This is a genomic window from Clostridium sp. CM039, assembly GCF_055081075.1.
Map to the genome: position 1 here is coordinate 1,720,827 of NZ_CM143649.1, position 15,473 is coordinate 1,736,299.

Sequence of the window (15,473 nt, forward strand, 5' to 3'; positions counted from 1 at the left end):
ACCTCCTACCATAAACAATTATCTATATAATCATCAGAATTAATTACTGTCTCCGGTACATCATTTCCGAATATGCTTTCAAAATTTAATGTAGTGTTTGTATTTATTCTAACATAAATCAATGTACCTTGCCAATGTGGAGTATGAATGACTTTAGTTTTACCATCACTGATTTTAAGACAGTGAGAACCTGAATAAATCTCCATATCACCTCCGTTATTTACAATAAACTCCTTGGCATGATATAATCCATTACCCATTCCTTTTCCATTGGTAACTTCCTTTTTAATACAATGTAAAAGTGAATTCTCCGGAGATAACCCACCGTACTTTGTTCCCACTGTTTTAGTTAGAGATTTATATATTCCTACTCCATTATCTATAATTACTAACCTTAATTCTTTTCTGTATGGATAATTTTGTGCAACTGTATATCCTCCAATTGGTGATTCAGCATGATTTTCAATATTATCTACCATCTCAAAAAAACAGTAATTTAAACAACTCACAACACTAGAATTTACATTGCATTTATCTCTAATTATTTTTAATATGTTATTAGTTATATCCACATTATTAGTTCCATTAAAGTTTGTTATTTCTACGAATTTACCCGTGCTATTATGTCTTGTGAAATCTTCACCATGTTCTAATTCAAGTTCTTTATAGAAATTTATTCTTGAAACATAAGTATTATTACTTGGATTATGTACATTTATATTAATAATTATACCTAAATTTTTATAATATTTAATTACTGAAACAACTATAGTTAGATATTCTGGGTAAACTTTATCTGGAATTTCAATATTTAAAGCTATTTCTGAATTTTTTTTCAATTTAGATAAGAACGAAAACTGTTCAATAATATCTGAAATACAAACAACTTTGCTTAATTTTATACTATGATTATCCATTTTATTATTCCCTTCCTTGCATATATTATATGTATACTTCTACAAATAGGTACAAATCCCTTTAATCGATTTAATGATACTATGTTTTTAAAAATAGAAAAAGCCCGAAGCTAGATTTCTCTAACCTCAGGCTTAAAATTATTGTTCTACTTGGTCTGTTATAATTATGGGTTTTAGTTCTGTTATCCCATCCGCTGCAAAATATTTTATAATTGGTGATGCTATAGTTACTGGTTCTTCCATAGCCTTTATAATTATAGGCTTATCTTTATTATATTCTCCCGCAATACTCTGTCTTAATAGTAATATATCTGAATCCGTTATTCCCGGTATTTTAATTTTTATAAGAGTTTCAAATTTATCTATTTTAGAATTTACTAGTTTACCTAGTCTTTTATCCTCCTCTATTACATTAAAAATATCTAATGCCACCAGTTTATTTTTTTGATAGTTTGTGAGCCCTATTTTAGCTACCACAAAAGATACTAGTTTAGGCACTAGTTTTACTATCTCTTTACCTACATAACCTAAAACCCCTGTTAAAATTGTTAATAGTATTGGATATAATATTGTTAAAAAATTGTTCATTTATAATACACTCTCCTCTTAATTTTATATTTTTTATTGTATATTTTGTTGTTTTATTATTTCTCTCCATGTGTCTTTCCCACATATTCCATCTGCGCTGAGCCCGTGATTATTTTGGTAGTTAAATATAGCATTACGAGTTGTAGATCCATATATTCCATCAACACCATTCGTATTATAGGTAAGAGCATTGAGCTTTTCTTGCAATAACCTTGTAATAGTTCCTTTTGCACCGGGCTTTACCATTGGACAACCATTTAGTGTGTTTTCTCCGTACCATCCATCCACTTTTTGATTACTAAATCCCTGTGCATTGCACTCTTGTTGTAATCTTCTAATCCAATCATTATCGCTTGTCGCAGGATCAGAAGGCTTGATATTTGAAGTATTATTGCATCCTTTTAAAAATATGCCATCTGTAAAATTATTAATATCTACATTCCCACTTATTCCGTTTACATGGCCTGTTTCTGTGTATTGATGTCCTATATTTTTAGAAAATGGAGTGCCACCATAGTGTGCTACCCAAAGTGGAATATCTTTTACAGAATTATTCAAATTATCTTTAAAAAAATAATCTCCTGTATATAAGGCTACTTCATATCCTTTTGAAATTAATATGTCTGCAAAGTCTCTTACTCTTTTACTGTTCTGCGCTACACTTCCGAAATTCTCTTCTATATCTATTATTATCTTACAATCAAATTTTCTATTTCCTATTACGCTTAAAAAATTGTCAATTTCGTCTTGAGTGCTATTATTTCGAAGGTAGTGATAAACTCCAACCTTCAATCCAGCTGCAGTTGCATTAGCATAGTATGTACTAAAATTACTATCCTTCCACGTTCTACCCTCTGTACTTTTTAGTATTACAATTTCTACCCCACTTGCTCTAACCTTTGCAAAATCAACACTGCCTTGATAATTACTTATATCTATACCTTTCATGATGAAACCTCCTATTTTTCTATTTTTTCTAATAATTTATCTAGTTTTACATTTACTGTATCTGTTAACCCTTCTATGATCGTTTGATATTTAGTTTCCCTTTCCTCACTCTTTACATCTCTAGTTTTTTGCTCTTTTAAGATATAAAATAACAACCAAATAAACATTGCACACCACAATCCTTGCGAAACTGCTTTAACCATTATTGCTTCCATCCCACCATCTCCTTAATTTTTTGTATAGAAAAAGACACCCTCTCGAGTGCCTTAGTTGTGTCGTGCTAATTTCCAAGTACGTCATAAATATAATTCAGTATGTGAATACCTAGAAGTATCTTAAACTTAAGTAGTTACTTATGTTTAAGCAGTTTTTAAAGCTACTAATATACTCTTAACAGTAATTCAGGTTGTGACGATATATTTGCCAATTCTGACTTTATCGCATTTATTGAATTTACATTATTTGTATCTGTTTTATCTAATCTAGCACCTACATCTTTTTCACCTTTTCTAGCATTTACTAATTCTATATTTACATTATCGTGACTGGCTTGTTCATATGTGTCTGCAATAAATTTGAACTCTTTATCTCTATCTGTTTCTGCAACATAAAATGCACTTTCCCATTCTATTAGCTTTGTTTCAACTGCATTTATATAGTTTTTGGATATTTCCCCTTCGCCTATAGAATTATCTACGGGAAATGTAAAAATTATTGTAGAAGTAATTTCATCATTTTTTGTAAATGTTATATTTGCTTTTACCATGCCCGCACATTGTAATGTCTCGTTTCTTAGTACGATATCAAACAATCCATTTATTCCATCTACAATTTTAACTCCACTCGTCATATCCTGCGTAACTGTTTTTCCGTCAGCTTTCTGAAAATTAAATGTTATATTTTGTCCTGTAATATCTACAACTTCTCTATTATTAGTTAGTTCAATTCCCAAGGTTGCTGAGTTTGTGTCTCCAACTCTAAATCGAGCATCTGTTTTAATCTCTCTGCTTTTTAGATCAATTTTTACGTTATATTTATTTTCCAACTTTTCACCACTCCTCTACATTTTTTTACATATAAAAAGCACCTGCAATTTAAGCAGATGCCATTGGGTATTTATCAACTTCCTCTTTTTTAATACATAGCACTGGTATTACACAAGTTAAATCCATAATGAATCTATGAGAATTTTCTATTACATAATTGTCTTTATTCATTACAATTAAATTAAAAATCAAGTTGTAATCTTCTGCATCATTTCCGTACATTTTAAAATCTTGTATTCCACTGCAAACGCATTTAATTTCCCCCGTGCGTTTGCTATAAAATATTGTCATTTTTGCTTCATGTTCTATTTGTGTATAATCCATAATTAATCATTCCTCTCTTTTATTATGCTGTTACTGTATAAGCAATTGTTAAATCTCCTACTGTGTTTATATATATTAAATCTCCATCTAAAAACCAACCAAAAGTGTTATCTCCGCTTGATACTCCACCAATACAACCAAATTGAGGTACTGCTTTCATCGCATGTAAAGAAGCTACTATTCGTATGGTTCCATTTTCTTTACTTTCTACATATGATGTTTTATGTATATCAGCTAAAAAATGATATGAGGGTATATTCCATCCTCCTATACTAACAACTATACTAAAATCTTTACCTTTAAATTCACTGGGAAGTGTTATTATTTTTTCATCCCATATACCACCATTACTTTTTATGTTAACTTCACCCATATACATTAGATAATGATAATCTTTTCCACCATCTGTACTGTTTTTGTGCCATTTCAAACCGGTTTGTGATGGATTAAATTCTGTATAACTGCCATTTGCACCAGTAAATCTTGCGTGGTCTTCATTAACTTCAAACGATGCGGTTTTTAATTCATTTTGATTTTGTGTCCATGCTGTAGCATATTGCCCTTCTTCTACTTGCACACAATCTATATTAAACCAAGCATAACCTAGCATTTTCAATCCAAAACGGAATCGTATGCTAGATATACCTTGTGGGCATGTCCAAGTAACAACGTTTCTTACCCACTGCTTTCCCAATCTAGTTGAGAAGGGCAGCAGAAAGTGGTCTCCGGTGTCGTATTGTATATAAGAAGCAGAAAAATCAGTGGAGATTTCTCCCGCACATCGAGAGTAATAGCTTAGTGTGTAAGTAGTTCCTGCCTTAACATTAGTCTTTAAACTAGTATAAACATATACATCTCCGCCCTTGGAACTATCTACGAATAAGACCCTATCTCCTCTGTAAGCACTAGGTTCATTTGCTCCATTTATCCAAGCGTTGCTAACATCACTACTGGCACTAGTTATAGCTACTGTATTCATTTCAAAATTACTGTCTTGAAGTAAATTAGTTCCACCAATCTGGCCTATATCTATATCGAATTTATCACCATCAAATTTAATTCTATTAGCTAAATTAAACGTTCCATCTTCCATATTTATAAATGTTTTATTGTTTTTAGATTTAATAATTCCTGCTGTAATTTGTTCCCCGCTTATTTCTAGTGCTGTAATAAACTTACCTACAATACTACCAGTTTGTGTAATTGCGGTATTATATGGGCCATTTACACCAGTACCGCTATGTCCAAATCCGCCCAAATTCCATCGCCAAACATTCATCGCAGTATTAATATTATCAGTGTCCATTATTAAAATTTCATAAGGCTTTCCATCTTGACTCTGTCTTATTACTACATTGCCACCTTTACTACCAGTTATAAGTTGTGTAGCATTGTCTATAGCTTTTTGATAATCGCTTTGAACTTGTACTACTTCTTTTTTTATTTCTTGAATTGCATTATTAATACTAGTAGCTAGATTGGGTTTAAAACTTCCTAACTCAATCTTTTCAATTCTATCGGTTAAAATATTTTTAGTTATTTTTATTACTTTAGCTTTTAAATTAATATTTAATTTACTGTGTTTAATTGTTACTGTATCGCCTAGATAAACTCTTTCTAATACTGCATAATTCTTATATTCCTCTGTTTTACTAAGTTCTAAAAAATCAATTTTGTAATTAAATTGAGGAACATCACATTTACTTGTTAATAAATAAGAATTACAAGCTTCTCTCAACTGTGTTTCAGCCATTTCTAATGTTATACCATTTGTTTCATCTATTCCTATATCATTAAATTCTATAATCTTTATTTTTGGATGCGGATAATTATTAATATACTGGCTATCAATATACTTTTCGGGTAATAATAATTCGTTATTTCCTTTCGGCATTGCTCTAGTGCATAACCCGTCTATGTCTAAAGTTTCTTCTATACCCTGTATGTTTTTCCCATAAGCAACTAAAACTCCACGATCAAGTCCTCTAGCACCTAATAATTCAATGTTGAAGTTATCTCGTACTAATTCTCCACCCCAATTGTTTATTATTCCATCTTGTCCCATAATTGCTTCCACTACGTTTTTACGTATAAAATATCTTGTTGCAACTGTTTGCACGTCACTAGTGGAAGTAAAGGGGTGTTGATATTGTGTACGTGTTAATATCCAATCTAAAGCACCTTCACCGCTTAGTTCCATTGGTCTAACGTCTTCTAATAGGTTGTCTAAAAGGTCATAAAAAATATGTCTAGCGCTTATTAAAACGGAAGTTAATTTCTTTTGTTTGTGAAATATCCTAAATAATTGTCCATCTGATTTTATAATATTATTTTCTAATAAATATTTCCATTTACCGTGTTCATCTATAGGATATTCTATATCTAACCCATACATCCCGTTTAATTCGTTTACGACTTTGCAAGAAATACAATCATTTAAAACTACTAAACCATTATTATTAAAATTACCTTTTGTTGTTTTGCTATCATATAAATTTATCATATGTACCTCCAATTAGGAGTTATTTCTAGCTTCGTAACTGCTCCGCTCCAACTAATCATATTATTGCCAATCTCTAAAATCGGAAATTCGCTATTTATATTATTGTTTTGGGATAATGTATCTTTATCAGCATTTTGCATATCTGAGTTTATAGTTATATATTCATCAATATTAGTTAATTCTACAGTTTGGCTATTAACCATGAGCGTAATATCGCCTGTGCCATAAAGTTTAACTATAGGCTTACTAATTACACCACTGTTATTATAAAGTGTTCCTGTGGCTTCTAAGGTTATTATATTGTCATTTATACTTTTTTTGTAAGGTTTGACTTTAAATATTATCTGAAATTCTCCGCATATCTCCATGCTTTGTGCTATGTCTATTTTATTATTTAACTTAGCTTCATATTTATAATCTTGCTGCCAGTTAAATATTAAATCTCCTAAGCCACCCATTAGCCACATTTTTACTTCTTGTATTCTACTAGAATCTAACAAAGTACAGTCAATTGGTAATGTATAACTTTTCTTAGCGTGATTATCTATTGTTAAATCTCCATCTCTACCAATAATAGGTATTTCTTCTATATCTGACTCGGGAATAGTCTCGGGTGGTAGCCTATTAATAATTATCCCGAAATCTTCATAACTGTCTTTCCCATTCCATATAAAACTATTCATTTGCCACCTCCTATGCTAACCCTTTTTTCTTTGCGATAAAGGCCATTTCTTCCATTAGTTCTTCTACGTCTTCTTTTCTGTTGTTAACAAATCCACTTATGTTTATAGTAAATCCACTAGAATTTTTACTAGTTGGGTTTAAATTAACATCTTTTGTACCTTCTGTAGATATTTTAGCGTTAACTTTCATGTCAGACGTAAGAGATTTTAACGAATCCGTTATTTTAAACTTGTTATTATCTATGCCTTTTGCCATTCCTTGCATGAAATCGGGCATCCATGACTCGTAATCTGTGAGTGGGCCTTCATCGGGTACACTAAAATGTAAGTAACTTCTTATTGTATCTCCAACACTGCTTACTGCATCTGTAACATTACCAATCATGCTCCAAATACCATCAATCATACCTTGTATCATATCTCGTCCATAACCCATCATTTCTGACGGTAAATTTCTCAAGAAGCTAATCGCATTTCCAATTCCGCTTCGGATAGCACTTCCAACACCACTAATAGTGCTAGTTACACCGCTTCGCATACTGTTAAACATATTACTTCCAATGCTTTGTAATGTACTAGGTAGTTGTCTAAACCAACTCATTAAGCCATTCCATACGTTCTTTGCTCCATTAACTGTACTATTACAGATGTTTATAACGGATGCTTTTAAACCATTAAAAGCATTTATTGCATTAGACTTAATACTGTTACCTAAGTTGCTCATAAATGATTTAAAGCCATCCCATATTGCTTTGGCACCATTAACTGTTTCATTTATAATAGCTGTTACTCCAGCTTTTAAACCATTCCAAACGCTTAACGCTGTACTTTTAATAGCATCCCATAAACTAGACATAAAGCTTTTAAAACCATTGAAAATTGCTTTTGCACTATTTATCATACCATCCCAAATTACACTCAGCGCCCCTGCAATTGCTTGTACAGTGCCCAAGAATATCTGTTTAATACCGTCCCATATTTCACCAAAAGCATTTTTAAGTCCGTTAAATATTTTCATAGCATCTTCTTTTAATTTTGTAAAGTTGCAAGTAACTAAATCACATATTAATAAAATCGGGCCTAAGAAGATTAATTTGATTGCGTTCCATACTCCAGTAAAGAATGTTTTCAAGCCATTAAAAATTGTTGTCAATCCAGTTTTCATGCCATTAAAAATATTAGTTATACCATTAACAAATGGGGTAACTGTAGCCATTACAGCTGTTTTAATACCATTCCATACCATACTCATAAATGCTTTTATACCATTAAAAATACTTTCTGTTTTTGCTTTAACAGATGTCCAAGTATTTACAAAGAACTCTTTTATGCTCGTTAAAATTGTGCTTATTCCTGTTTTCATACTTGTTAAACAAACTTTAATATTAGTCCATAAGTCTTTAAAGAATCCAACTATTGCAGTAATCGCACTTCCAACAACCTCTTTTATTACGGCCCACGATTTAACTACAAAATCATGAAATTTTTTATTATGATTGAATAAAATTACTAATCCTGCCACTAATGCAACTATTAAAGCTATTACAACACCTATTGGATTTGCTAACCATGCTGCATTCAGTGCTAATTGAGCTGTAGTTACGGTACCTGTTATTATAGCAAGTGCTCCTTTAGCTATAGCCTGAGCTTTATCAGCAGCAATTAATAACCATATGTATACTGTTTCGGCTTTATCTCTAATCATTTTAGCTATTTGTAAAGCTTTTTGTATTACAAGTTGAGCATTATGTGCTATGTTTATGCCGGTTTGTATTCCTATTACTACTCCATATGCTATTAGTCCTGCTTTTACAAGTCCAATATTATCTTTCATAGTTGTTAATATTTTTGTTATTAGTCCTAGAGCACTACCAAATCCGCCCAGTTTACCTTTTACACCATCAGTAGCACTACTAAAGTCTGGTAATAATTCTTTTGCAATTTGTCCTATTAGTTTTATCCACTCTGCAAATTTAGGCACTACAGCATCAATCATGTTCGTTAGAACTTGTTTGATTTTTGGCATATTGTTATTAATCATGGTTGTAAATTTAGTTAAATAAGGTAATACAGTACTACCTATAGAAGCACTCATACCCATCAATCCATTTTTTAATATTGTAACTTGACCGTTGAATGTTTTTCCTGCTGCTATAGCACTTCCACCGTACTCCGTTTTAAGTTCACCCAATATTATTTTCTGTGCCCCTGCAATATTACCTACGCCCATCATTGCTTTAATTTGTTCTTTTTGTTGTGCTGTAAAATTAACACCTATCTTACTAAGTGCCCCTACACCCTTAATTGGATCTTGTAAGGCTTTACCTAATTGGGTTGCACTGGCTTTTGTATCTTGTCCTAGTGCTTGGCTCATATCATTCACGACTGCTAGAGTGTCTGGAAAAACTTCTTTTCCTATTTTTGTAAAGGTCAGCATTAAATTCTCGGTCTCCATATTAGTGCCTTTACTAAATGTTGTAAGTTTGCCTTGGGACTCCGCAAGTTTAAGCAAAGACTCTTTTGTCATGCCGGCTGCTCCATGTGTAGACTTTAAAACATTTTCCATTTGTGTAAGTCTTTCCTGTCCTTTTGCTGCACTTGTTATCATAGATTTTATTCCCACGCTGGCTCCAAGAACAGCTCCGACCTTTAATGCAGCTTTAGCAATAGAACCAAAACTTAATCCCATACTTTTATCTGTTGCTCTACCTTTTTTATCGAAGGCATCAAGTTGTTTTGTTGCCCCGGAATCTTTTAGCAGTATACTTCCAAAGAGCTCAAAAATTTGCATTGTCTACCTCCTTTCTACAAAATAAAAAACACCCATTATTGGATGCTTAATTATTGGTACTATTTTGATCGGCTTCTTTTATCTTCAATGCTTCACTCAATATTTTTTCTTTATCTAATTTTATTGGAGTTGCAAAGGCTTTTATTTTATAATTTTCAAAGCTTATAAAATGTTCTTGATCCATGTTTCCATAGTCCACTAAATATTGTTTATATAACTTAGCCTCGGCATCTTTCTCGTAGGCTCCTCTAATCTGATCTAGCCCATCATCAATATCCATTTCCATAATATAATCTAAACTATTGTATCTATTTAAAAGTAAATCTAAGCACCCAACATCATCTATTTGAGTGCTGTAGATAAAAAACTTCCGACCCCTTCTTGGGCCATCAACTCTTTAAATAATTCTATTAACTCAGTTAACCCTAATTCTTCAATTGCTTTAGAAGTTTTACCAGTTAAATCACCTAGTAATTTATTTATTTCTTTTTCAGCACTACCAATATTTTCAACAAATATCATCATTAAATCTATTTGCATAGTCTGCTCTGCTTTTTTCTTATCGTCTTCAGCTAACCCAGTAACATCTGTGGCTACCTTTTTAATATCATTTTTAACATTCATCTTTTTTAAAATTCTTGATAAACTAAATAAATCTGCAGTTTTTAATGTTCTCATATATTAATACCTCCAATATTTTTCAAATAAGAAAAGCACCCATAGGAGTGCTTATTTTTTAGACAGCTACTTTTGGATACCTAATTTCATAAGGTAGATTATTTGGTGTTTTAGGATCCCCGAAAGCTGTAAATGTGACTGGTAAAACTAAATCCTTATCATCCTCAGTTTTAAATTTTAAACCATCAGTATTAAGTACATTTTTAAGAATAATTACTACCGGTTTTAAACTACCACTAATTTTTCCCACTAAAGCTATATTTTCTAAATAATCAGAATCTGCTATATAAGTTTTGCCTGTAATTACATCGTAATCTACACCAGTGCTATCTATTTCTCCCATTAGTGCCATTTTAAGCGTTTCTGCCGTGAACTCTAGTAAGTTAGCCTTTAACGTAATTTCTGCATCTGTTATGAATCTTAAACCCTTTTGAACTCCCTTGACACCATCTGCTTTTACATCCCTTGTTTTTACGATAGCATTAAATTCATTACCGCCACTAGTAGCAGATATTAATTTTTCGCCTATCAAACCATAATTTTTATATATTGCTCCACTATCTATTAATAGATTTTTAGCTGTTTCTTCACTGAACCCTACTGTATTGGTGCTCCCTATTTCGTCCATCTTTATTCCTTCTTTCATATTTTATTGTTTTATTTTATTGTTTTATTTTATTGTTTTATTTTATAACTTTTAACTGTATATCTTAATTTTCTTCTCTGTATTCCTATCATTTCATCATCCAATTTTATTCTGTTAGGTGTTTCTCTGCCTATAGTTGCAAATAGCGTAGGCGTTAAATAATGAGTTTTATTTAATGCTTTGTGAATAGCATCTGTTATAGTTTCAATCTCTCTTATATCAGTGTCTAAATTATGCCATACACTCACTTCTAACAAATTATTATCACTAAAGCTATTATTAGATGTTGCATTAGGAAAATTGATTTCTACATAGGGATAAACCTTATCTAATGTGGTTGGGTAATGGTCCACACAACATGTACAAATAGGTTCAATAATATTACTCAATATTTCATATAACTCTAACATCATTTACCACCCATTTTACTTTTATAAACTCGGTTAGCAACCAATGCTAATTTTGGTATTGAATTATTTGCGCCATCTTGTAAAAAATGTTGAGCTCTTTGTTTACTCGAGCCTTGGTCTACCCATTTACCATAAGGCGCCGCAGGTGTCACTCCTACATAAACCCCTTTATCACCAGGAATTATATCTGAGGCTATACATTTTTTTAGATTGCCTGGGTTTGTTGTACCCACACCAACTGGAGTTATTGATTGAATCTCAGCAACAGTTAGAGTTTCTACACCAACGCAGAACTCATGCCTACATAATTTCAGGGCAACTAATACAGCATTTTTATAAGATTTATAACCCAAAACACATCACCTCCATATATCCATCATCCCAAGGAATAGCTTTAACTTCTAAACTTATCAATTTATCATATTCATTAGTGTATTTTAACAAAGTTCCTATATTAATGTTTTTATCAAAATAATCTATATAAATTCTTTTATTAACCTCAATATCATAGCCATAGTTCTTTAACAGTAAAGCCTTACTATAAGGCTGTATATCAGCATTAACGTCTTTAACCCATGTTAATATACCAGAAATAAATATTCCATTCACTTTAGTCCCTGTTGCCTTATTCCACACACCTACTTTATAATCTTCCAACATATAATCACCCCATCATCCTTATAGAAGGCAATGGTAGCAAATCTTTTATACTACTAAGAATAGTATTTTCATATGTTCCACTACGGCTACCCTGTGCAAATTGTTTCAAACCCTCATTACCTTTCTTCCTATAAGCTAAAATCACATACTTTACTACTGCTTCTGGGTAAGTTACTTCTACATCTAAACCGTTTTTAAGATAATTAGTTATCACCGAAATAGCTTCTTTCATATACAAAGTTAATATAGGCTCCTCTGAAGAATCTTTTTTTAATAATATTTTTAAATCTTCAAGTATCATAACTATTCACCTACTTTTGCTGAGTCATTTTCTTCCTTTTCAAAAACTAACTTTTTAACCAAATTTAAAGCTTCAAGTTCTTCAACCTCAGATGCTAGTATATAAATTTTCTCTCCAATACTATGGATTAATTCCCCATATTTAATATTTGCTGTTATTTCTACTTTTATTTTTTTGGGTGCTTCTACAACTTCCTTTACAGGTTCTAGTACTTCTTTTTTATCTGCCATTTAAATCATTCCTTTCAATATAAAAATAAGAGGGGAATTTTCCCCTCTTTGCTAATTAACTGTTGCTATAAATACAGTATCAATGCTTTCAAATGATGGTAGCGTGATAGCAGAAACTTTTGTATTTACGTTAACTGGATCCACTTCCTTTGAAGTAGTTATTGCAACTCCTAAATTAACAATAGTTACATCAGCATTTGCCCCAGCCATTAAGTCGGATTCTTCTGGAGTTGTACCAAAATAAGTATTTCCCAAGTTTCCTTCTGGAAGAATTGTAAATACATCATCCGGGAAGAATAATGTTGCTGCACCGTCATAATTTTTAAACATTTTATTATAAATTGCTACCGATAAACCAAGCTTAGCCTGTAAGTATTGTTTCATCATAGCATCAGTCATTATAACGTTTAAGCCACCTGTAGGATTTAAATCAAGCTTAATGGAGTTATTCATAAGTAAGTAGTTCCAAGTCTTTCTAGTGCAAATGGCTCTAGTTGGTCTACTTCCACTATCCCCCTCCACTTTATCCTGCCATCTCTGAATATCCTGAATAGGTGTAGCAGTAGTAAGAGCGGACCATTTGGCAGTGGTAAGTAAAGCTTCTTTATGAGTAGCTGGGAATTTATAATCATAATCAAAATTTAAGCGATTAGCAATTATAGATATTTTACCACTAGCTAATAGTTGCATTCTCATTCTTTCAGCAGCAACTTCGGCACCTGCTACTAAATTTGCAACATCATCATATATACTATTGATTAATGGCATTACTAAATCTGCATTTGCTGAAGCATATACTTTATTTAATTCTTGTCTTTCTTTTTCTCCTATTTTCATAGCCTCTTTGAAAAAAGGCATTTCAGTTTCAATTTTATCAAAACCAACTCTATCTCTCAATGTTGCTTTTGAATCATATGCAGATGGTTTTAATATTGCAGGTAGTCCCTTAGATCCTTTTATCCAACTTAAGTCTAGTCCTAATTGTTTTTTAGCTGGGAATAAAGTTGCTCCCATGTATGGAATTTGTAATGATGGATTGTTTGTGTAATATACTCCAAGTTCCTTAGCTTTAAATAAATCATAAATATTAGACATTTATATCACCGTTCCTTTTTTTATTATTTTAAAAATGTTATTCTTGTTTTCAAAGTTGATATTGCATCAACAGATGGAGCTTCAGGTAGTTTAGCCAAATTAACAAATCCGTGAACTAACATTGCACCTGGTGCTGGACCAAATGTTACATCAACATCATCCATAAGCACACCTTCTGCATCTACTGCAGCTCCAGCTGTAGTCGTCGCACCAGCTTGAGTATTATGTTTAGATGCTTTTACAGTATCATTTACCAAAATAACATTAGTCCCACCAGTTCCACCAACTATAGTTCCAGCTAGTACTAGTTTTTTACCATCGGCATTAGCAACTATACCTGCATTGTCAACCATCACCGGTATAGACACATAGTGGTCTGCAAATTTCAAGATCTCATTCTTGTTTGTATAACTTGTTGAATTATATTTCATTATTATTTCCTCCCTTTTTAATCAAAATATGATTTAGTTGTTGAAGCTTGTTTTTGTGATTCTTGAGCTTGTAGTGCAAGTTTCATCCCCATACTATTAGAATCCACTCCACCTTTTTCATTTGGAGGAGTATATCCACCTTTTAGTTTTTCAGCTACCAATGAAGTTACGCTTGAATTAAGTATGGTTTCAAACTTAGTAAGATTATCATTTGTTGTATTTTCATCTTCGCCTATAAAGTAGTCTACTAAATCTGTAGGTAATTTTTTATCACTTAGCATCTTTAAAGCATTTGTTTTCAAGTCTTTTCTTGCAGATTCTTTTTTCATTTTTTCCATTTCAGACTTCATGTTTTCCATTTCTATTTCATTTGGATCCTTAGTTGGATATTTTTTCTTAACCTCAGCATCAACCAAAGCAGTCAAATTATTCGTTTTAAATGTTTCCAACCCTTTAGTTAAGTGTTTGTCCTTTTCACTATCCATAAAACTTTTAAATTCACCATCGTTCATTTTACTTTTAAAAGCATCCAAACTACTAAATTTCTTTACCAATTCAGAATTATTTAATATATCGTCAACGTGGTCCTCGTCTTTTAAACTATTTATTAAGTTTAACAAATCTTTTTTTAGCATTATTTTTCTCCTTTTAGCCCTCTTGGACTCTATTTTACTGACCCCAGAACGCAATTAATTTTTTACATTAAAAAAGCACCCCTTAAATAGGATGCTAATTTGTTTTATTCAATTTTGCTTGTTTCTTTTGTTCTCTTTCTAATTTCATTTTTAATAATGAATCTTTCCTATATTGCCTAGCTTTTTCAAGTTTAGCATCAGCATCAGCCACTCTTTGACTAGATTTAACTTTTTTATCCATTGCTCTTAGCTTTCCATCCTCTGCATTTTTAGACATTCGGTCTAGTCGTGATAATTTTTCTGGTATCGTACCAATTTGTATAATATCACCATCTAGTCCTTCCACGCTATGCTCATGTTCTAATTCTATACCATGACAAATAGGGCAAACCTTTTTCTTAAAAAACAAGTAATTTATGATATAAATTCCACCACCCACAATGGTTAAAACACTGATTATAAACCATTTAATAGAGAAAATTTTAACAGGTTCAACATTCTGCCCACAATTTTTACAATACTTCATAATAACACCAGCTTCCCATATATTACTAATAGTATATCATATGTAAAGTATGATGCTATTA

Annotated in this window: 21 protein-coding genes; all 21 read right to left on the reverse strand. The window is 31.8% G+C overall.

Features of this window, described 5'->3' with window-relative positions; translation table 11 throughout:
- Positions 1–5 precede the first annotated feature (5 nt).
- The 21 genes from ACWJJ2_RS08150 to ACWJJ2_RS08250 all read right to left on the reverse strand — a co-directional run bounded on the left by ACWJJ2_RS08150 (position 6) and on the right by ACWJJ2_RS08250 (position 15,412).
- Entirely contained in the window at positions 6–917 is a 912-nt protein-coding gene (locus ACWJJ2_RS08150; protein ID WP_462954185.1) for an ATP-binding protein, read from the reverse strand.
- A 138-nt stretch (positions 918–1,055) separates the two neighbouring features.
- Positions 1,056–1,505, reverse strand: coding sequence for a hypothetical protein (locus ACWJJ2_RS08155; RefSeq protein WP_462954186.1), 450 nt, complete (start codon positions 1,503–1,505; stop codon positions 1,056–1,058).
- A 33-nt stretch (positions 1,506–1,538) separates the two neighbouring features.
- The gene (locus tag ACWJJ2_RS08160; protein ID WP_462954187.1) at positions 1,539–2,453 is read right to left on the reverse strand and encodes a GH25 family lysozyme; all 915 of its coding nucleotides are present in this window, start codon (positions 2,451–2,453) and stop codon (positions 1,539–1,541) included.
- 11 nt (positions 2,454–2,464) lie between these two features.
- Positions 2,465–2,668, reverse strand: a complete 204-nt coding sequence (locus tag ACWJJ2_RS08165) for a BhlA/UviB family holin-like peptide (protein ID WP_462954188.1) — start codon at positions 2,666–2,668, stop codon at positions 2,465–2,467.
- Between the two features lie 164 nt (positions 2,669–2,832).
- The gene (locus ACWJJ2_RS08170; RefSeq protein ID WP_462954189.1) at positions 2,833–3,498 is read right to left on the reverse strand and encodes a BppU family phage baseplate upper protein; all 666 of its coding nucleotides are present in this window, start codon (positions 3,496–3,498) and stop codon (positions 2,833–2,835) included.
- Between the two features lie 49 nt (positions 3,499–3,547).
- Complete coding sequence (locus tag ACWJJ2_RS08175; RefSeq protein ID WP_462954190.1) at positions 3,548–3,823, reverse strand: hypothetical protein; 276 nt, start codon at positions 3,821–3,823, stop codon at positions 3,548–3,550.
- Between the two features lie 22 nt (positions 3,824–3,845).
- The gene (locus ACWJJ2_RS08180) at positions 3,846–6,326 is read right to left on the reverse strand and encodes a phage tail spike protein (protein ID WP_462954191.1); all 2,481 of its coding nucleotides are present in this window, start codon (positions 6,324–6,326) and stop codon (positions 3,846–3,848) included.
- Positions 6,323–7,009, reverse strand: a complete 687-nt coding sequence (locus ACWJJ2_RS08185; protein WP_462954192.1) for a distal tail protein Dit — start codon at positions 7,007–7,009, stop codon at positions 6,323–6,325. The genes ACWJJ2_RS08180 and ACWJJ2_RS08185 overlap by 4 nt, the downstream gene beginning before the upstream one ends.
- 10 nt (positions 7,010–7,019) lie before the next feature.
- Positions 7,020–9,800: a phage tail protein gene (locus tag ACWJJ2_RS08190; RefSeq protein WP_462954193.1), complete on the reverse strand. Its 2,781-nt coding sequence runs from the start codon at positions 9,798–9,800 to the stop codon at positions 7,020–7,022.
- 46 nt (positions 9,801–9,846) lie between these two features.
- Positions 9,847–10,086, reverse strand: coding sequence for a hypothetical protein (locus ACWJJ2_RS08195; protein ID WP_462954194.1), 240 nt, complete (start codon positions 10,084–10,086; stop codon positions 9,847–9,849).
- 56 nt (positions 10,087–10,142) lie between these two features.
- Positions 10,143–10,478 carry a hypothetical protein gene (locus ACWJJ2_RS08200; protein ID WP_462954195.1) on the reverse strand — a complete coding sequence of 112 codons (336 nt, stop codon included), beginning with the start codon at positions 10,476–10,478 and terminating at the stop codon, positions 10,143–10,145.
- Positions 10,479–10,536: 58 nt separating this feature from the next.
- On the reverse strand, positions 10,537–11,124 hold the full coding sequence (locus ACWJJ2_RS08205; RefSeq protein ID WP_462954196.1) for a hypothetical protein: 588 nt from the start codon (positions 11,122–11,124) through the stop codon (positions 10,537–10,539).
- A 29-nt stretch (positions 11,125–11,153) separates the two neighbouring features.
- Positions 11,154–11,534, reverse strand: a complete 381-nt coding sequence (locus ACWJJ2_RS08210; RefSeq protein ID WP_462954197.1) for a hypothetical protein — start codon at positions 11,532–11,534, stop codon at positions 11,154–11,156.
- Positions 11,534–11,887 carry an HK97-gp10 family putative phage morphogenesis protein gene (locus tag ACWJJ2_RS08215; protein WP_462954198.1) on the reverse strand — a complete coding sequence of 118 codons (354 nt, stop codon included), beginning with the start codon at positions 11,885–11,887 and terminating at the stop codon, positions 11,534–11,536. The genes ACWJJ2_RS08210 and ACWJJ2_RS08215 overlap by 1 nt, the downstream gene beginning before the upstream one ends.
- Positions 11,877–12,194, reverse strand: coding sequence for a hypothetical protein (locus tag ACWJJ2_RS08220; RefSeq protein ID WP_462954199.1), 318 nt, complete (start codon positions 12,192–12,194; stop codon positions 11,877–11,879). The genes ACWJJ2_RS08215 and ACWJJ2_RS08220 overlap by 11 nt, the downstream gene beginning before the upstream one ends.
- Before the next feature lie 4 nt (positions 12,195–12,198).
- Positions 12,199–12,495, reverse strand: coding sequence for a phage head-tail connector protein (locus ACWJJ2_RS08225; protein ID WP_462954200.1), 297 nt, complete (start codon positions 12,493–12,495; stop codon positions 12,199–12,201).
- A gap of 2 nt (positions 12,496–12,497) precedes the next feature.
- Entirely contained in the window at positions 12,498–12,725 is a 228-nt protein-coding gene (locus ACWJJ2_RS08230) for a hypothetical protein (protein ID WP_462954201.1), read from the reverse strand.
- A 51-nt stretch (positions 12,726–12,776) separates the two neighbouring features.
- A complete protein-coding gene (locus ACWJJ2_RS08235; protein ID WP_462954202.1) occupies positions 12,777–13,820 on the reverse strand; it encodes a major capsid protein in 1,044 nt (347 codons plus the stop codon).
- A 23-nt stretch (positions 13,821–13,843) separates the two neighbouring features.
- On the reverse strand, positions 13,844–14,251 hold the full coding sequence (locus ACWJJ2_RS08240; protein WP_462954203.1) for a hypothetical protein: 408 nt from the start codon (positions 14,249–14,251) through the stop codon (positions 13,844–13,846).
- Positions 14,252–14,268: 17 nt separating this feature from the next.
- Entirely contained in the window at positions 14,269–14,886 is a 618-nt protein-coding gene (locus ACWJJ2_RS08245; RefSeq protein WP_462954204.1) for a DUF4355 domain-containing protein, read from the reverse strand.
- Positions 14,887–14,980: 94 nt separating this feature from the next.
- Entirely contained in the window at positions 14,981–15,412 is a 432-nt protein-coding gene (locus tag ACWJJ2_RS08250) for a hypothetical protein (protein ID WP_462954205.1), read from the reverse strand.
- Between the last annotated feature and the right edge of the window lie 61 nt (positions 15,413–15,473).